Below are 13,642 nucleotides of genomic sequence, written 5' to 3' on the forward strand. Positions count from 1 at the left end.
ATGTATCGGGACGATACATCCGGGGGTGAACGGCCCGGCAACTCGAGACCACGCCGTCGCCGGCCCCGTCGCCCGATCGGGCGGGGGAGGTGAGCGAACACACCACCGCCCGCGCGCCCGGGGGTGCTCCCGGCGGCCGCGTCCGGGGTCCGGGACTGGCGTCCCTGCGTACATTGGCGGCCGTGCCCGGACGTCGCTCCGTCGTGGACTACTCGCTGCACCGGCGAGCCGTCCTCGCGGACGTCCAGGCCGGCCGCACCGGGCTCTTCGAGGTCTGTGACGCGAGCCCCTACCTCACCCGCGCGGCGAGGTACCACGGGCAGCCCACCGACGAGACCTGCCCGGTGTGCCGGCGCGAGCGCCTGACGATGGTGAACTACGTGTACGGCGAGGCCCTCGGCCACGTGGCCGGACAGGCCAAGACCGACGCGGAGCTCGCCCGGATGGACGCGATGCAGGAGGAGTTCTCCGTGTACGCCGTCGAGGTGTGCCGGGGCTGCGGCTGGAACCACCTGGACTGCTCCTACGTCCTCGGTACCGAGCCGGCGCCGGGGAGCTCGCCGCAGCGGGGCCGCCAGCGCGCGCGGGGCCGCGCGGCCACCGAGCAGCGCTAGCGGGTCCGCCGGGGATCCCGGCGGACCCCTCCGTCACACCCGTCCCGCGGACGGCGCGCACCCGCGCGTCCTCCCCGGTGCACACAGCAGACAACGCCACGCTGGGCCGGATCGAGACCTGCCCACCGACTACCGAGGAGGGGCTCCCTGGTGCCTCCCCACGACGAGACCTCGCCGGTCGGGCCGTCCGGCGGCCCGCCCCGGCGGCCGCCCGCCGCCCGCGCGTCCGGCCCGGGTGCCCGCCGCCCGTCCGGGGGCGGCGGCGGCCGCACGACGGCGGCCCGCGACGGGGGATCGCGCCCCGGCGGCTCGCGGCCCACCGGCTCCCGCCCCGCCGGCGGCAAGCCCGGCGGCAAGAAGGCCCGCACGAAGAAGCAGCGCCGCCGTCGCCGGCTGAAGGTGCTGCTCGGCCTCCTGGCCGGCATGTTCGTGCTGCTCGGCGTCTTCGTCGGCGTCGTCTACGCCACCACCGAGGTCCCCGACCCGGACTCCGTGCAGAACGCGCAGACGACCGTCGTCTACTACGCCGACGGCACCACCGAGATGGCCCGCCTCGGCGACACCAACCGCACCAACGTCGGCCTCGACCAGGTGTCGGAGCCGGCGCGCAACGCGATCCTCGCGGCGGAGAACCGCAACTACTACTCCGACCCCGGCATCTCCTTCACCGGCATCGTGCGCGCCGCCTGGAACAACCTCACCGGCGGCTCGACGCAGGGTGGCTCGACGATCACCCAGCAGTACGTGAAGAACGCGTTCCTGTCGTCGGAGCAGACGTTCAGCCGGAAGTTCCAGGAGCTGTTCCTCGCGGTCAAGCTGGACAACGAGTACTCGAAGGACGAGATCCTCGAGAACTACCTGAACACCATCTACTTCGGCCGCGGCGCCTACGGCATCGAGGCCGCGGCGAACACCTTCTTCGGCGTCCCGGCCGCGCAGCTCACCCCGCAGCAGGGCGCCGTGCTCGCCGTCCTCGTCCGCAGCCCGAGCTCCTACGACCCCGAGGCCAACCCCGAGGGCGCGCAGGACCGCTGGGGCCTGGTCCTCGACGCGATGGTCGAGGAGGGCTGGATGACCCAGGCCGAGCGCGACGCCTCGGTCTACCCGCCGGTGCTGCCGCGGCCGGAGTCCGCCGCGCTGGGCGTCCCCACCGGCCCCGAGGGCCTGGTCGTGTCGCAGGCGATCGACGAGCTCGAGGCCCGCGGCTACTCCGACGAGCAGATCCGCGCCGGCGGCCTGCGCATCACCACCACCGTGGACAAGGCCACCCAGGACGCCGCCCGTGCCAGCGTGCTCGACGTCATGGAGGGCGAGCCGGGCAACCTGCGGCAGGCGCTGGTCGCCGTCGACCCGAGGACCGGCGCGGTGCGCGCCTACTACGGCGGGGAGATCGGCGCCGGCGAGGGCGCCGTCGACTACGCCCAGGCCCGCCGCCAGCCCGGCTCGTCGATGAAGCCCTACGTGCTGGCCACCGCCCTCGACCAGGGCATCGGCGTCAACTCCCGCCGCGACGGCAGCTCCCCGCAGGAGTTCCCCGACCGCGAGGCCCCGGTGCGCAACTCCGGTGGCGCGTCCTGCGCGGCCTGCACCCTCGTCGAGGCGATGACCCGCTCGCTCAACACCACCTTCTACGGCCTGGCCTACGAGGTCGGCCCGGAGAACGTGCGGGCGACGGCGCTGGCCGCCACCGGCATGCCGGAGACCTGGCCGGCCACCACCGGCGGCCTGCTCGACGACCAGCCGACGCTCACCGCGCCGGGCTCCGGCGGCGTGACCGGCTCCTCGATCGGCATCGGCGAGTACGAGATGCGCCCGATCGACCAGGCCGTCGGCTTCGCCACCTTCGCCAACGGCGGCGTGCACCACGCGGCGCACTTCGTCGCCCGGGTGACCGACACCACCGGTGCGGTGCTGCTGGAGAGCGGCGCCGACGCCGGCGAGCAGGTCATGTCGGCCGACGTCGCCAACGACACCACCTTCGCCCTCGAGGGCGTGGCGCAGTACTCGCGCCGCTCGCTCGACGGCGGCCGCGAGGTGGCGGCGAAGACCGGTACGCAGGGCATCGACGCCGACGACAACTCCGACGCCTGGATGGTGGGCTACACGCCCTCGCTGTCGACGGCGGTCTGGATGGGCAGCGACGGCTACGAGCCGATCCGCAACGCCGACGGCGCGATCATCTACGGCTCGGGCCTGCCCGGTGCGATCTGGCAGCAGTTCATGGACACCGTCCTGGCCGGCACGCCGGAGGAGGACCTGCCGGACTCGCCGAGGATCCGCGGCGACACGGGCGAGGGCGTCCCGGCGCCGGTGACCACGGCCCCGCCGACCCAGTCGCAGCCCACCCAGTCGGCCCCGACGACGACGACGCCGCCCGCCCCGACCACCACGACCCCGCCGCCGGCCCCGACGACCACCACGCCGTCGTCCCCGACGACGACGCAGCAGCAGCCGCCCACGGTCCCCGGGGACACCAACGGGGACGGGATCCCCGACCTCGGGGGCCAGGGTCCCGGCAACGGCGACCAGGGCAACGGGAACGGCGACCAGAACGGCTCGCCGGCCCCCGCGCCCGGTCAGGTGGCCCAACCCACGGGCTGACCCGCCCGGCACACTGACGCACGTGAGCTCCACCCCCTCGGGCCCGTCCGCCCCGGCACCCCCGCCGGCGGACGGGCCCGCGGCGTTCCCGGCGCCGCCCGGCCGCCCCGACCGCGTGGTGCCGACCTGGTCGGACCCGGTCGCCGCGCAGGCCAGCGAGGCCGTCGGCGGCCCGTGGGGACGGCACGCGGTCACCGGGCGGGCCCTGTTCTGGACGCCGCTGCGGGTCTGCCTGCTCTACGCGACCGTGGTGCTCGCGTTCGCGTGGCTCAAGCAGGCGCCCTGCTCCGACGGCAACTGGGCCGGGTCGGTGCAGTACACCCACCTCTGCTACTCCGACGCCGTCCCGCTGTTCGGCATCCACGGCCTCGACACCGGCGCGCTCCCCTACCTCGACTCCGCCGTCGAGTACCCGGTGCTCACCGGGGCGTTCATGGCGCTGGCGGCCCTGCTCGGGCGCGGCTACGAGGACCTGGCGACGGCGGCGGGCCTGCTGCCCCAGGTGCCACCGGTGCAGGCCTACTACGTGGCCACCTGCCTGCTGCTCAGCCTGTGCGCGCTGGTCACCGTGCGCGCCGTCATGGGCGCCGCCGGCCGCCGCCCCTGGGACGCGGCGCTGATCGGCCTCTCGCCGTTGCTCCTCGTGCACGCCTTCACCAACTGGGACCTGCTCGCCGTCGCCCTGGCCGCGTGCGGGCTGTGGGCCTGGGCGCGCGAGCGGCCGGTGCTCGCCGGGGTGCTGCTCGGCCTGGGCACCGCCGCGAAGCTCTTCCCGGTCCTGGTGCTCGGCGCGCTGTTCCTGCTCTGCGTGCGCGCCGGGACGGTGCGCGTCTGGCTGCGGGCGGCGGTCGCCGCGGGCGCCGCCTGGGTCGCCGTCGACCTGCCGGTGGCGCTGCTCGCGCCGGAGAACTGGTCGCTGTTCTTCCGGCTCAACAGCAGCCGGCCGGCCGATCCGGACACGCTGTGGAACATCGCGATCACCGCGGCCGGCGGCGACCTGTTCGACGGGCCGCTGGCCGAGGGCGAGACGCCGGTGGTGCTCAACGCGGTCGTGGCGGTCTGCGTGCTGCTGGTGGTGGCCGCCGTCGGCTGGCTGACCCTGGCCGCGCCGGTGCGCCCGCGCGTGGCCCAGGTGGCCTTCCTGCTCGTCGCCGGCTTCCTGCTGGTCACCAAGGTGTGGAGCCCGCAGTACTCGCTGTGGCTGCTGCCGCTCGCGGTGCTGGCCCGCCCGCGCTGGCGGTCGCTGCTGCTGTGGCAGGCCACCGAGGCGGTGCTGTGGGTGGTCCGGATGCTCTGGTACCTCGGCACCGACGACCGCGGCGTCGGCGTGGAGTGGTTCTTCCTCGGCGTCGTCGTCCGCGACGTCGCCGTCGTCGTGCTCGTGGCGCTCGTCGTGCGCGACGTGTGGCGCCCCGACGGCGACGTCGTCCGCACGTCGTGGCCGGCCGTCGACGACCCCGCCGGCGGCCCGCTGGACGGTGCGGACGACCGGCTGGTCCTGCGCCGCAGACCCCGCACGATCAGGCCGCCTGATCATGCGGTGTCCTAGCTCACCGTCGGCGGTGAGCCAGGACGCCGTGGGCTGAGCCAGGACGCCGTGAGGCAGGCCGCCCGGCCGGCTGTCACCCCAGCGCCGAGCGGACCAGCGCGACCTCCTCCGCGTGGGACGCCGCGTCGCCGGGGGTCTCGAGCACGACCGGGCAGTCGGCGGCGCGGGCCACCTCCAGCAGCAGCTCCAGCGGGATCTCGCCCGAGGCGAGCGGCGCGTGCCGGTCGCGGCCGGAGCCCTGCGGGTCGCGGCTGTTGTTCAGGTGCACCAGGTCGATGCGGCCGGTGACCGCCCGGACGTCGTCGACGGCGGTCTCCAGGTCCCAGCCGGCCGCCCAGGCGTGGCAGGTGTCGAGGACGAACCCCGCGCCGAACTCCCCGACGGCGTCCCACAGCCGCGACACCGCGCCGAGCTCGCGGGCCATCGCGTTGTCGCCGCCCGCGGTGTTCTCGATGAGCAGGGGCAGCGGGAAGCCGCCCTCCTCGGCCTGCCGGGCGAAGGTCTTGCGCCAGTTGTCGAACCCGGCGGCCGGGTCGTCCTTGGCCAGCACGTGCCCGCCGTGCACCACCATGCCGCGGGCGCCGATCGCCGCGGCCGCGCGCGCGTTCACGGCGAGGTTCTTCCGGCTCGGGATCCGGATGCGGTTGTTGGTCGAGGCCACGTTGAGCACGTAGGGCGCGTGCACGAACACGGCGACGTCGGAGGCCAGCAGGTCCTCGGCGTCCGGGCGCGGCAGCGGCGCCTTCCAGCCCTGCGGGTCGCCCAGGAACACCTGCACGCCGTCGGCGTCCATCTCCGCGGCGCGGGCGAGCGGGCCGCCGTCGTCGAGCTGGTTGTCCTCGGTGAGTCCGGGTCCGACGTGTACGCCGATCGGGTGTGCAGCCACCCCGGCGACAGTAGTTCGGCACGGATCGGGCCCCCACCCGTATCGCTGCGCGGGCGCCGTCGTTGGGACGGTGACGGCGGACACCCGCCGGGAACGACGTCGACGACGACGGGGGCGGCTCGGGATGACGACCGGTACGGCACGCGGCAGGGTCCGGCGGGGCGCCCCGCGCGGGCTCGCCGCCCTGGTGCTCGCCGGGGTCGCGGTGCTGGGCGGCGCGGTCCTGCTCGCCCCCACCGCGAGGGCGGCGCCCTCCGCCACGGTCGAGATCCGCGACCTCACCCCGCCGCTGGTGTCGGTGGACCCGGGCGGCGAGGTGGCCTTCGTCAACCGGATCGAGCCGAAGGCGGTGCAGGTCGGCGGGGGCGGGCTGCTGCCGTCGCTGGTCACCGTGCAGGTGTTCACCGACGTGACGCTGCAGACGCCGTCGGGCACCCACCCGCTGCCGCGGGACGCCGAGCACCGCGAGCGGTTCGACCGGACCTGCGTCTTCCCGCAGTGCGCGGTCACCTACACCCACCGCGTCGTCGTGCCGGACACCTCGGTCGTCGGGTCGCTACTGGACCGGGTGACGACGCAGGCGCTCAGCCGGCTGCCGCAGAACCAGCTGGTCACGGTCGACGGGCGGCAGACCCAGGTGCAGATCGGCGTCCCGACGCCGTTCGTCGTCACCACCCTGCTGCCGCTGCCGGACCTGGCGTCGGTGGGCCTGCCGCAGCTGCCGGCGGTCGACGTGCCGCTCCCCCCGCCGCCTGCCCCCGGGGTGCCGCAGCCCGGGGCGCCGCCGGAGGCTCCCGCCGCTCCCCCGGCGCAGGCGCCGGCCGAGTATGTCGACGGCGACCCGTACGGCTACGACCTCGGCGGCGCGGCCGCCGCGATGGCGCCGGTGGGCGACGCGGTCGCCGCGGCCGCCGGCCTCCCCGGGACCGCGCCCACCGGCGGTGGCGGGTCCGGTGCCCCCGTCGCGGGCGCCGGCGGCGTGCCGGGCGGCCCCGACGGCGCGTCGGTGCCCGTCTTCGGCGACCTCGGCGGCCTCGACGCCGCCGCCATCGACGAGGAGAGCAGTACCGTCACCGCCGACGGGGCGCCCACGCCCACCGGGCTGCCGCTGCCCGCGCTGCTCGCCGTCGTCGCGCTGGCCGGGGCCACCGCGGCGCTGGTCCGCACGCACCTGGCCTTGCGCGCACCCGGCGGCCGACGCTCCTGACCTGCCCGTCCCGGCCCCGCGGCCGTCGTCCCCGGCCGGGGGCGGCGGCCGCGCTGGTACCCTCGACCTGCGCGTCCCGTGTGCCGTCCCGGCAGGCAGGGCGCGCGACGCGTGTACGACCCTCCTGCTGCAGACGTCCTGCAGCCGCCCAGACCAGAGGAGGTGGGGTTCTCCGTGCGTCATTACGAACTGATGGTCATCCTCGACCCCGACCTGGAGGAGCGCACCATCGCTCCCTCCCTCGACCGGTTCCTGACCGTCGTCACCAACTCCGGTGGCACCGTCAAGACCGACATCTGGGGCCGGCGCCGCCTGGCCTACGAGATCAAGAAGCACGTCGAGGGCATCTACGCCGTCGTCGACATCCAGGCCGAGCCCGCGGCGGTCGCCGAGCTCGACCGCCAGCTGAACCTCAACGAGTCGGTCCTGCGCACCAAGCTGATGCGGCCCGAGGTCCACTGAGCATGGCCGGCGAGACCGTCATCACCGTCATCGGCAACCTGACCTCCGACCCGGAGCTGCGGTTCACGCCATCGGGTGCCGCGGTCGCCAACTTCACGGTCGCCTCGACGCCGCGCACCTTCGACCGGCAGTCGCAGGAGTGGAAGGACGGCGAGGCGCTGTTCCTCCGCTGCAACGTCTGGCGGCAGGCGGCCGAGAACGTGGCCGAGTCCCTCACCCGCGGCTCGCGGGTCATCGTCTCGGGGCGCCTCAAGCAGCGCTCGTTCGAGACGAAGGAGGGCGAGAAGCGCACCGTCATCGAGCTCGAGGTCGACGAGATCGGTCCCTCGCTGCGCTACGCCACCGCGAAGGTCACCCGTGCCGCCCGCGGTGAGGGTGGCGGCGGCGGTGGCGGCGGCTTCGGCGGCGGTGGCGGTGGCGGCTTCGGTGGTGGCGGCGGCGCGAGCGACCCGTGGTCGACGCCCGCCGGCCCGTCGGACGAGCCTCCTTTCTGATCCTCTCTACCCAGCTCTAGTCGTACCTGGAGAACCCAGTGCCCAAGCCCCCCGTGCGCAAGCCCAAGAAGAAGGTCTGCCAGTTCTGCAAGGACAAGGCGACCTACATCGACTACAAGGACACGACCCTGCTGCGGAAGTTCATCTCCGACCGCGGCAAGATCCGTGCCCGCCGCGTGAGCGGCAACTGCAGCCAGCACCAGCGGGACGTCGCCACGGCCGTCAAGAACAGCCGTGAGATGGCCCTGCTGCCCTACACCTCGACGGCGCGCTGACCATGAGCACCCAGAAGCTGATCCTGACGCAGGAGGTCACCGGTCTCGGGTCCTCCGGTGACACGGTGGAGGTCAAGGGCGGCTACGCCCGCAACTACCTCCTGCCCCGCGGTCTGGCCATCGTCGCCACCCGCGGTGCCGAGAAGCAGGTCGAGTCGCTGCGCCGGGCGCGTGCCGCCCGCGAGGTGCGGTCGCTCGAGGAGGCGCAGGCCGTGGCCGGCCGCCTCTCCGGCCTGACCGTCCGGGTGCCCGCCCGCGCCGGCGACGGTGGCCGCCTGTTCGGCCGCGTCACCACCGCCGACGTCGCCGCTGCCGTCACGGCCGCCGGTGGCCCGGAGCTCGACCGCCGCCGCATCGAGCTGCCGAGCAGCATCAAGACCACGGGCCAGCACACCGTCACCGTGCGGGTGCACCCCGAGGTCAGCACCCCGCTGGCCATCGAGGTCGTCGCCGGCTGACGCAGCACAGCACCGCCCGAGGGGGTGTCGGACACCACGTCCGGCGCCCCCTCCGGCGTCCTCGGGGCGGTGTGGGCCCGCTGGACCGCCCGGCCGTCCCGGCGGTCCTGGCGCCGGCCGGGCGGGCTCCTGGCACCTGAGGCGGGCGCTCAGGCCCCCGACGGCGTCCCCAGGTCCTGGCGGCCCACCACCGACAGCAGCTCCAGCTGCCCGACGGCGGCGCTACCGGGCGGCGCGGTGAAGAACAGCAGCCGCTGGCGGCCGTCGTCGCTGACCAGGCGCTGGCAGTCGAGCTCCAGCACGCCCAGCGTCGGGTGCACGATCCGCTTGCGGACGCTGCGCCGCACGGCGACGTCGCCGCTGGCCCACAGCGCCGCGAACTCGTCGCTGGCGGCGTGCAGGCGCTCCACCAGGTCCTCGGCCTCCTCGTCGCGCCCCCGGCGGGCGACGGCGGCGCGCAGGTCGGCGACGGTCTCCCGCGAGTGCCGCGGGTGGTCCTCGGCGGGGTAGAGCGCCCGCGCCGCGGGGTCGGTGAACCAGCGGTAGACGAAGCTCGCGGCCGGCCAGGTCCGCGGCCCGGCGTCGCCGAGCAGTGCCTCGGCCATGGGGTTCTGCGCGAGGGTCACGTCGAGGTCGGTGATGACCCGCGCAGGCGTCGCCCCCAGGCGGTCGAGCAGGGTGAGCATCGCCGGCTGCACGTGCCCGCTGCCGCCCGACGACGGCGGAGCGAGGCCGGCCAGGTGGAACAGGTGGTCGCGCTCGTCGCCGTCGAGCCGCAGCGCGCGGGCCAGCGCAGCGAGGACCTGCGGGGACGGGTGCGTGGCCTTCCCCTGCTCGAGCTCGGTGTAGTACTCGACCGAGGTGCCGGCCAGCCGCGCCACCTCGTCGCGGCGCAGGCCCGGGACCCGGCGGCGCGGGCCGGCGGGCAGGCCGACGTCGGCCGGGCGGACCCGGCCGCGCCGGGTGGACAGGTAGCTGCCGAGGTCCGCGGGGTCCACCCGACCAGTCTCCCGTGCTGCGCGCCGGGCCGCCCGGGGGTCCCGCGGACCCGGGCGGGACCCGGCCCGCGGGCTGCTGGGACCGGTGTTCCGGACGGGACGACACGACACGCCCGGACGTCGGATCACACGACTTCTTCGTGTCCACAGCCCGTGGGCGGAGCGCCCGCAGGTGACACCCGCAGGACCCGCGGATGGCCGGTCGGTGTCCCGTCCGTCTCCACATGTCGACTCGGGCTGTCCACCGACTTGTCCACAAGTTGTGCAGAACGCGGTGCACACGGGTGTTGGACGGACCCGCCGTCGACTTCCTACGGTCCTCTGCGGCACCGGGTACCGGCGGCGGGAACTGTCGGTGGCGCCCGGTAGCAACGTGCCCGGACGGACGTTCGGGCACGAGCGTCGCGCGTCCTGGTGCTCCCCCACCGGGCCCGGGCCCTGCGCCCGGGCTGTGTCCGCGCGCGCCCACGAGCAGAGGGAGGTACCAGGTGGCGGTCGCCGACGACTTCAGCCGTCCGCAGGCGACGGCGCCGGAGTACGACCGGCAGCCCCCGCAGGACGTCGCCGCCGAGCAGTCGGTGCTCGGCGGCATGCTGATGAGCAAGGACGCCATCGCCGACGTCGTCGAGCAGCTGACCGGCAACGACTTCTACCGGCCGGCGCACCAGGTGATCTACGACTGCATCCTCGACCTCTACGGCCGGGGCGAGCCGGCCGACGCGATCACCGTCGCCGCCGAGCTCAACCGCACCGACCAGCTGTCGAAGATGGGCGGCGCGGTCTACCTGCACACGCTCATCGCCTCGACGCCCACGGCGGCCAACGCCGGCTACTACGCGCAGATCGTCGCCGAGCAGGCCACGCTGCGGCGGCTGGTCGAGGCCGGCACCCGCGTGGTGCAGCTCGGCTACGGCGCGGCGGGTGGCCGCGGCGACGTCGACGACATCGTCGACCGCGCGCAGCAGGAGATCTACGAGGTCACCGAGAAGCGCATGAGCGAGGACTACGCGCGCCTCGAGGACGTCCTGCAGCCCACGATGGACGAGCTCGACGCCATCGCCTCGCGCGGCGGCACCGCCCGCGGCGTCCCCACCGGCATCCGCGACCTCGACGAGCTGACCAACGGCCTGCAGGCCGGCCAGATGGTCGTCATCGCCGCCCGTCCCGGTGTGGGCAAGTCGACCCTGGGCCTCGACATCGCCCGGTCGGCCACGGTGAAGCACCACATGCCCGCCGTCATCTTCTCGCTCGAGATGAGCAAGCACGAGATCACCATGCGTCTGCTGTCGGCCGAGGCGAAGGTGCCGCTGCACCACATGCGCGCCGGCACGCTCTCCGACGAGGACTGGTCGAAGCTGGCCCGCCGGATGGGCGAGGTGGCCGACGCCCCGCTCTACATCGACGACTCGCCGAACATGACGATGATGGAGATCCGGGCCAAGGCGCGGCGCCTGAAGCAGCGCAACGACCTCAAGCTCGTGGTCATCGACTACCTCCAGCTCATGACGTCGGGCAAGCGCGTCGAGAGCCGCCAGCAGGAGGTCTCGGAGTTCTCCCGTGCGCTCAAGCTGCTGGCCAAGGAGCTCGAGGTCCCGGTGATCGCGATGTCGCAGCTCAACCGTGGTTCGGAGCAGCGTCAGGACAAGAAGCCGATGCTGTCCGACCTGCGTGAGTCCGGCTCGATCGAGCAGGACGCCGACATGGTGATGATGATCCACCGCGAGGACATGTACGAGAAGGAGTCCCCGCGGGCCGGCGAGGCCGACATCATGCTGGTCAAGCACCGCAACGGCCCCACCGCGAACGTCACCGTCGCCTTCCAGGGCCACTACAGCCGCTTCGTGGACATGGCCAACTAGGCCGCCGGGCACTCCCGCGCAGCCGACACGGAGCCCCCGCAGCGGCCCGGAGCACCCCGCTCCGGGCCGCTGCGGCATCGCCGGGGCGGCCGGTGCCGGGCCGGCCGACCCCGGTGTTCCACGTGGAGCCGGCAGTGCTGCAACACCCGCCGGTTGTGATACGGCTCACCGGGGGCTAGGAAGGACCGGTTCGTCCCTTCCACCTGGAGAAGCCTGTGCAGCAACGACGCTGGCACCGGGCGACCTCGTCGCTCCTCGGTGCGCTGGCCCTCACGGCCACCCTCTCGGTCACCGCGACCCCCGCGCTGGCCGCCCCGCAGAAGGCCGAGCCCCTCTCGGTCTTCCCGTCGAACTCCCTCACCGTCCGCGACCCGGCCCAGCTGACCGGGCGGCGGGTCGCCCTGCCGACGGCCGACTGCGGGGCCCCGGTCACCTGTGGCCTGGTGCAGTCGCTCAACCAGCTCGACGGCTTCGACCTCGACCCGCGGATCGCCGTGCGGTTCAGCTCGCCCGTCGACCCGGCGGCGACCGCCGCGCGCATCACCGTCCAGGAGGAGCACGGCGGGTGGCGCACCGGCGCCGACCGCGTCGTGTGGGACCCGGCCACCAACACCCTCTACGCCCATCCGGCCGAGCAGCTCGCGCCCGGCACGACGTACCGGCTCAAGGTGCAGGGCGGCCCCGACAACAAGGCCACCCAGGACACCTTCACCACGCTGAGCGCGACCGACGGCCTGCTCGACCTGCGCCGGCAGATCGAGAGCGGCGCGGCGCTCCGCGCGCAGGGCATCGTGCCCGGCCTGCGGATCGAGGGCGTCTTCCCGGCCGCCGGCACCACGGTCCAGCAGCTCCAGGACCGCGGCGCCGCCGACCAGACCGTCCCGGTCGTGCTCCCGCCGTACCCGGCCGGCAGCACGCTGGTCTTCGGCTCCTACGAGGCGCCGTCATGGCTGCAACCCGACGTCTCCATCCGGCAGACGCCCACCCGCGACGGCGGCCCGGCGCCGGTCGGCAAGGCCCGGCTGCCCATCGTCGCCGTCCTCCCGCCGGGCACGTCCCCGACGGGCGGCTGGCCGACGGCGGTGTTCGGCCACGGCTTCACCGCCTCGACGACGAGCGTGTTCCTCGCGGCGGTCGGCAACGCCAACGCGGGCCTGGCCACGATCGGCACCAACGTCGTCGGTCACGGCTACGGCCCCGGCAGCGAGTGGGTGGTCACCAGCGGCGGCCAGACGACGCGGCTGTCCTCCTACGGCCGGGGCGTCGACCAGAACGGTGACGGCGTCATCGGCAACACCGAGGGCTCCTCGGCCACCGGGGCGATCGCCGCGGCTTCGTCGCGCGACGCGCTGCGGCAGACCGCCGCGGACGTCATGACGCTGGTGCGCTCGCTCGGCACCGACGTCGATGGCAACGGCAGCACCGACCTCTCCGGCCGGGGCGTGACCTACTTCGGCCAGAGCTTCGGCGGCATCTACGGGACCATGGTCACCGGCGCCGACCCGGCGATCACCCGCTCGGTGCTCAACGTGCCGGGTGGGCCGATCACCGAGATCGCCCGCCTGTCGCCGGCGTTCCGGCCGCTGACGACGGCGGCGCTGCAGGCGGCCGGCCTGCTCAACAGCGCCGACCCGACCCGCGGCTTCTTCCAGGAGCAGATGCCGCTGCGCGGGGAGGGCCCGGTGACGCTCACCGCCCCCGGGGCGGCGGCGATCCAGGAGTACCTGGCGCGGGCCACCTGGCTGTCCCGCCCGGGCAGCCCGGAGACCTTCTCGCCGCTCATCGAGCCCGAGCGGGTCGTCGTGCAGGTGGCGTTCGGCGACCAGACGGTGCCCAACCCGACGTCGTACACGCTGGTCGACGCGGGGGACCTCTGGTCGCGGACCAGCCTCTACCGCAACGACAGGACGGCGAACGCGGCCAACAACCCGCACTCCTTCCTGCTGCAGCTGACCCTCCCGGCGGCCCTGCAGGGCCAGCAGCAGGTGGCGGCGTTCCTCCGCACGGGTCAGGTGATCGACCCGGACGGCGCCGGTGCGGTGTGGGAGGTGCCGATCAGCGACCCGGCCCTCCTGCTGCCGCTGAACTACGCGGCACCGGCGCTGCGGCCCTGACCGGCCGCTGACCGCACGAGGGGCCCGGGCCGACATGTAGTCCCGGGCCCCTCCGTCAACCGCCCCCCTGGTCCCGTCCCGGTCAAGTGCGGGCGGGGGGGGGGGGGTGGGGGGTGTCGCGGGGG

At 74.5% G+C, this 13,642-nt stretch carries 12 protein-coding genes; 10 read left to right on the plus strand and 2 right to left on the minus strand.

Annotated elements, in window-relative coordinates; translation table 11 throughout:
* Window positions 1-182: 182 nt before the first annotated feature.
* From ACI79X_RS19770 to ACI79X_RS19780, 3 genes are all read left to right on the plus strand, one after another.
* Entirely contained in the window at window positions 183-614 is a 432-nt protein-coding gene (locus ACI79X_RS19770; protein WP_457027127.1) for a DUF5318 family protein, read from the plus strand.
* Between the two features lie 150 nt (window positions 615-764).
* On the plus strand, window positions 765-3,215 hold the full coding sequence (locus ACI79X_RS19775) for a transglycosylase domain-containing protein (protein WP_457027128.1): 2,451 nt from the start codon (window positions 765-767) through the stop codon (window positions 3,213-3,215).
* 22 nt (window positions 3,216-3,237) lie between these two features.
* A complete protein-coding gene (locus ACI79X_RS19780) occupies window positions 3,238-4,764 on the plus strand; it encodes a glycosyltransferase family 87 protein (RefSeq protein WP_457027129.1) in 1,527 nt (508 codons plus the stop codon).
* A gap of 73 nt (window positions 4,765-4,837) precedes the next feature.
* Here ACI79X_RS19780 and ACI79X_RS19785 read toward each other — a convergent pair whose 3' ends face one another.
* The gene (locus ACI79X_RS19785) at window positions 4,838-5,650 is read right to left on the minus strand and encodes a deoxyribonuclease IV (protein WP_457027130.1); all 813 of its coding nucleotides are present in this window, start codon (window positions 5,648-5,650) and stop codon (window positions 4,838-4,840) included.
* 124 nt (window positions 5,651-5,774) lie between these two features.
* Here ACI79X_RS19785 and ACI79X_RS19790 point away from each other — a divergent pair, with 124 nt between their 5' ends.
* The 5 genes from ACI79X_RS19790 to rplI all read left to right on the plus strand — a co-directional run bounded on the left by ACI79X_RS19790 (window position 5,775) and on the right by rplI (window position 8,546).
* A complete protein-coding gene (locus tag ACI79X_RS19790; protein ID WP_457027131.1) occupies window positions 5,775-6,857 on the plus strand; it encodes a hypothetical protein in 1,083 nt (360 codons plus the stop codon).
* A gap of 174 nt (window positions 6,858-7,031) precedes the next feature.
* Complete coding sequence (rpsF, locus tag ACI79X_RS19795; RefSeq protein WP_075014203.1) at window positions 7,032-7,319, plus strand: 30S ribosomal protein S6; 288 nt, start codon at window positions 7,032-7,034, stop codon at window positions 7,317-7,319.
* Window positions 7,320-7,321: 2 nt separating this feature from the next.
* Window positions 7,322-7,813, plus strand: coding sequence for a single-stranded DNA-binding protein (locus ACI79X_RS19800; protein WP_457027132.1), 492 nt, complete (start codon window positions 7,322-7,324; stop codon window positions 7,811-7,813).
* A 38-nt stretch (window positions 7,814-7,851) separates the two neighbouring features.
* Window positions 7,852-8,088 carry a 30S ribosomal protein S18 gene (gene rpsR / locus ACI79X_RS19805; RefSeq protein WP_073422051.1) on the plus strand — a complete coding sequence of 79 codons (237 nt, stop codon included), beginning with the start codon at window positions 7,852-7,854 and terminating at the stop codon, window positions 8,086-8,088.
* Window positions 8,089-8,090: 2 nt separating this feature from the next.
* Window positions 8,091-8,546, plus strand: a complete 456-nt coding sequence (gene rplI, locus ACI79X_RS19810; protein WP_457027133.1) for a 50S ribosomal protein L9 — start codon at window positions 8,091-8,093, stop codon at window positions 8,544-8,546.
* A gap of 149 nt (window positions 8,547-8,695) precedes the next feature.
* Here rplI and ACI79X_RS19815 read toward each other — a convergent pair whose 3' ends face one another.
* Complete coding sequence (locus ACI79X_RS19815) at window positions 8,696-9,544, minus strand: helix-turn-helix transcriptional regulator (RefSeq protein WP_457027134.1); 849 nt, start codon at window positions 9,542-9,544, stop codon at window positions 8,696-8,698.
* Window positions 9,545-10,032: 488 nt separating this feature from the next.
* Between ACI79X_RS19815 and dnaB the strand changes: the two genes are divergently transcribed.
* Together dnaB and ACI79X_RS19825 are read left to right on the plus strand one after the other, a co-directional pair.
* Window positions 10,033-11,403 (plus strand): replicative DNA helicase, encoded by a 1,371-nt coding sequence (gene dnaB / locus ACI79X_RS19820; RefSeq protein WP_457027135.1) that lies wholly within the window; start codon window positions 10,033-10,035, stop codon window positions 11,401-11,403.
* Between the two features lie 215 nt (window positions 11,404-11,618).
* A complete protein-coding gene (locus ACI79X_RS19825; RefSeq protein ID WP_457027136.1) occupies window positions 11,619-13,517 on the plus strand; it encodes an Ig-like domain-containing protein in 1,899 nt (632 codons plus the stop codon).
* Window positions 13,518-13,642 lie beyond the last annotated feature (125 nt).

This window comes from Geodermatophilus sp. SYSU D01119 (assembly GCF_054049975.1).

What these genes read in the sequence shown, in the direction of transcription:
- ACI79X_RS19790 (WP_457027131.1), top strand. Translation starts at nt 5,775, where the DNA reads ATGACGACCGGTACGGCACGCGGCAGGGTCCGGCGGGGCGCCCCGCGC.
- rplI (WP_457027133.1), top strand. Translation starts at nt 8,091, where the DNA reads ATGAGCACCCAGAAGCTGATCCTGACGCAGGAGGTCACCGGTCTCGGG.
- ACI79X_RS19800 (WP_457027132.1), top strand. Translation starts at nt 7,322, where the DNA reads ATGGCCGGCGAGACCGTCATCACCGTCATCGGCAACCTGACCTCCGAC.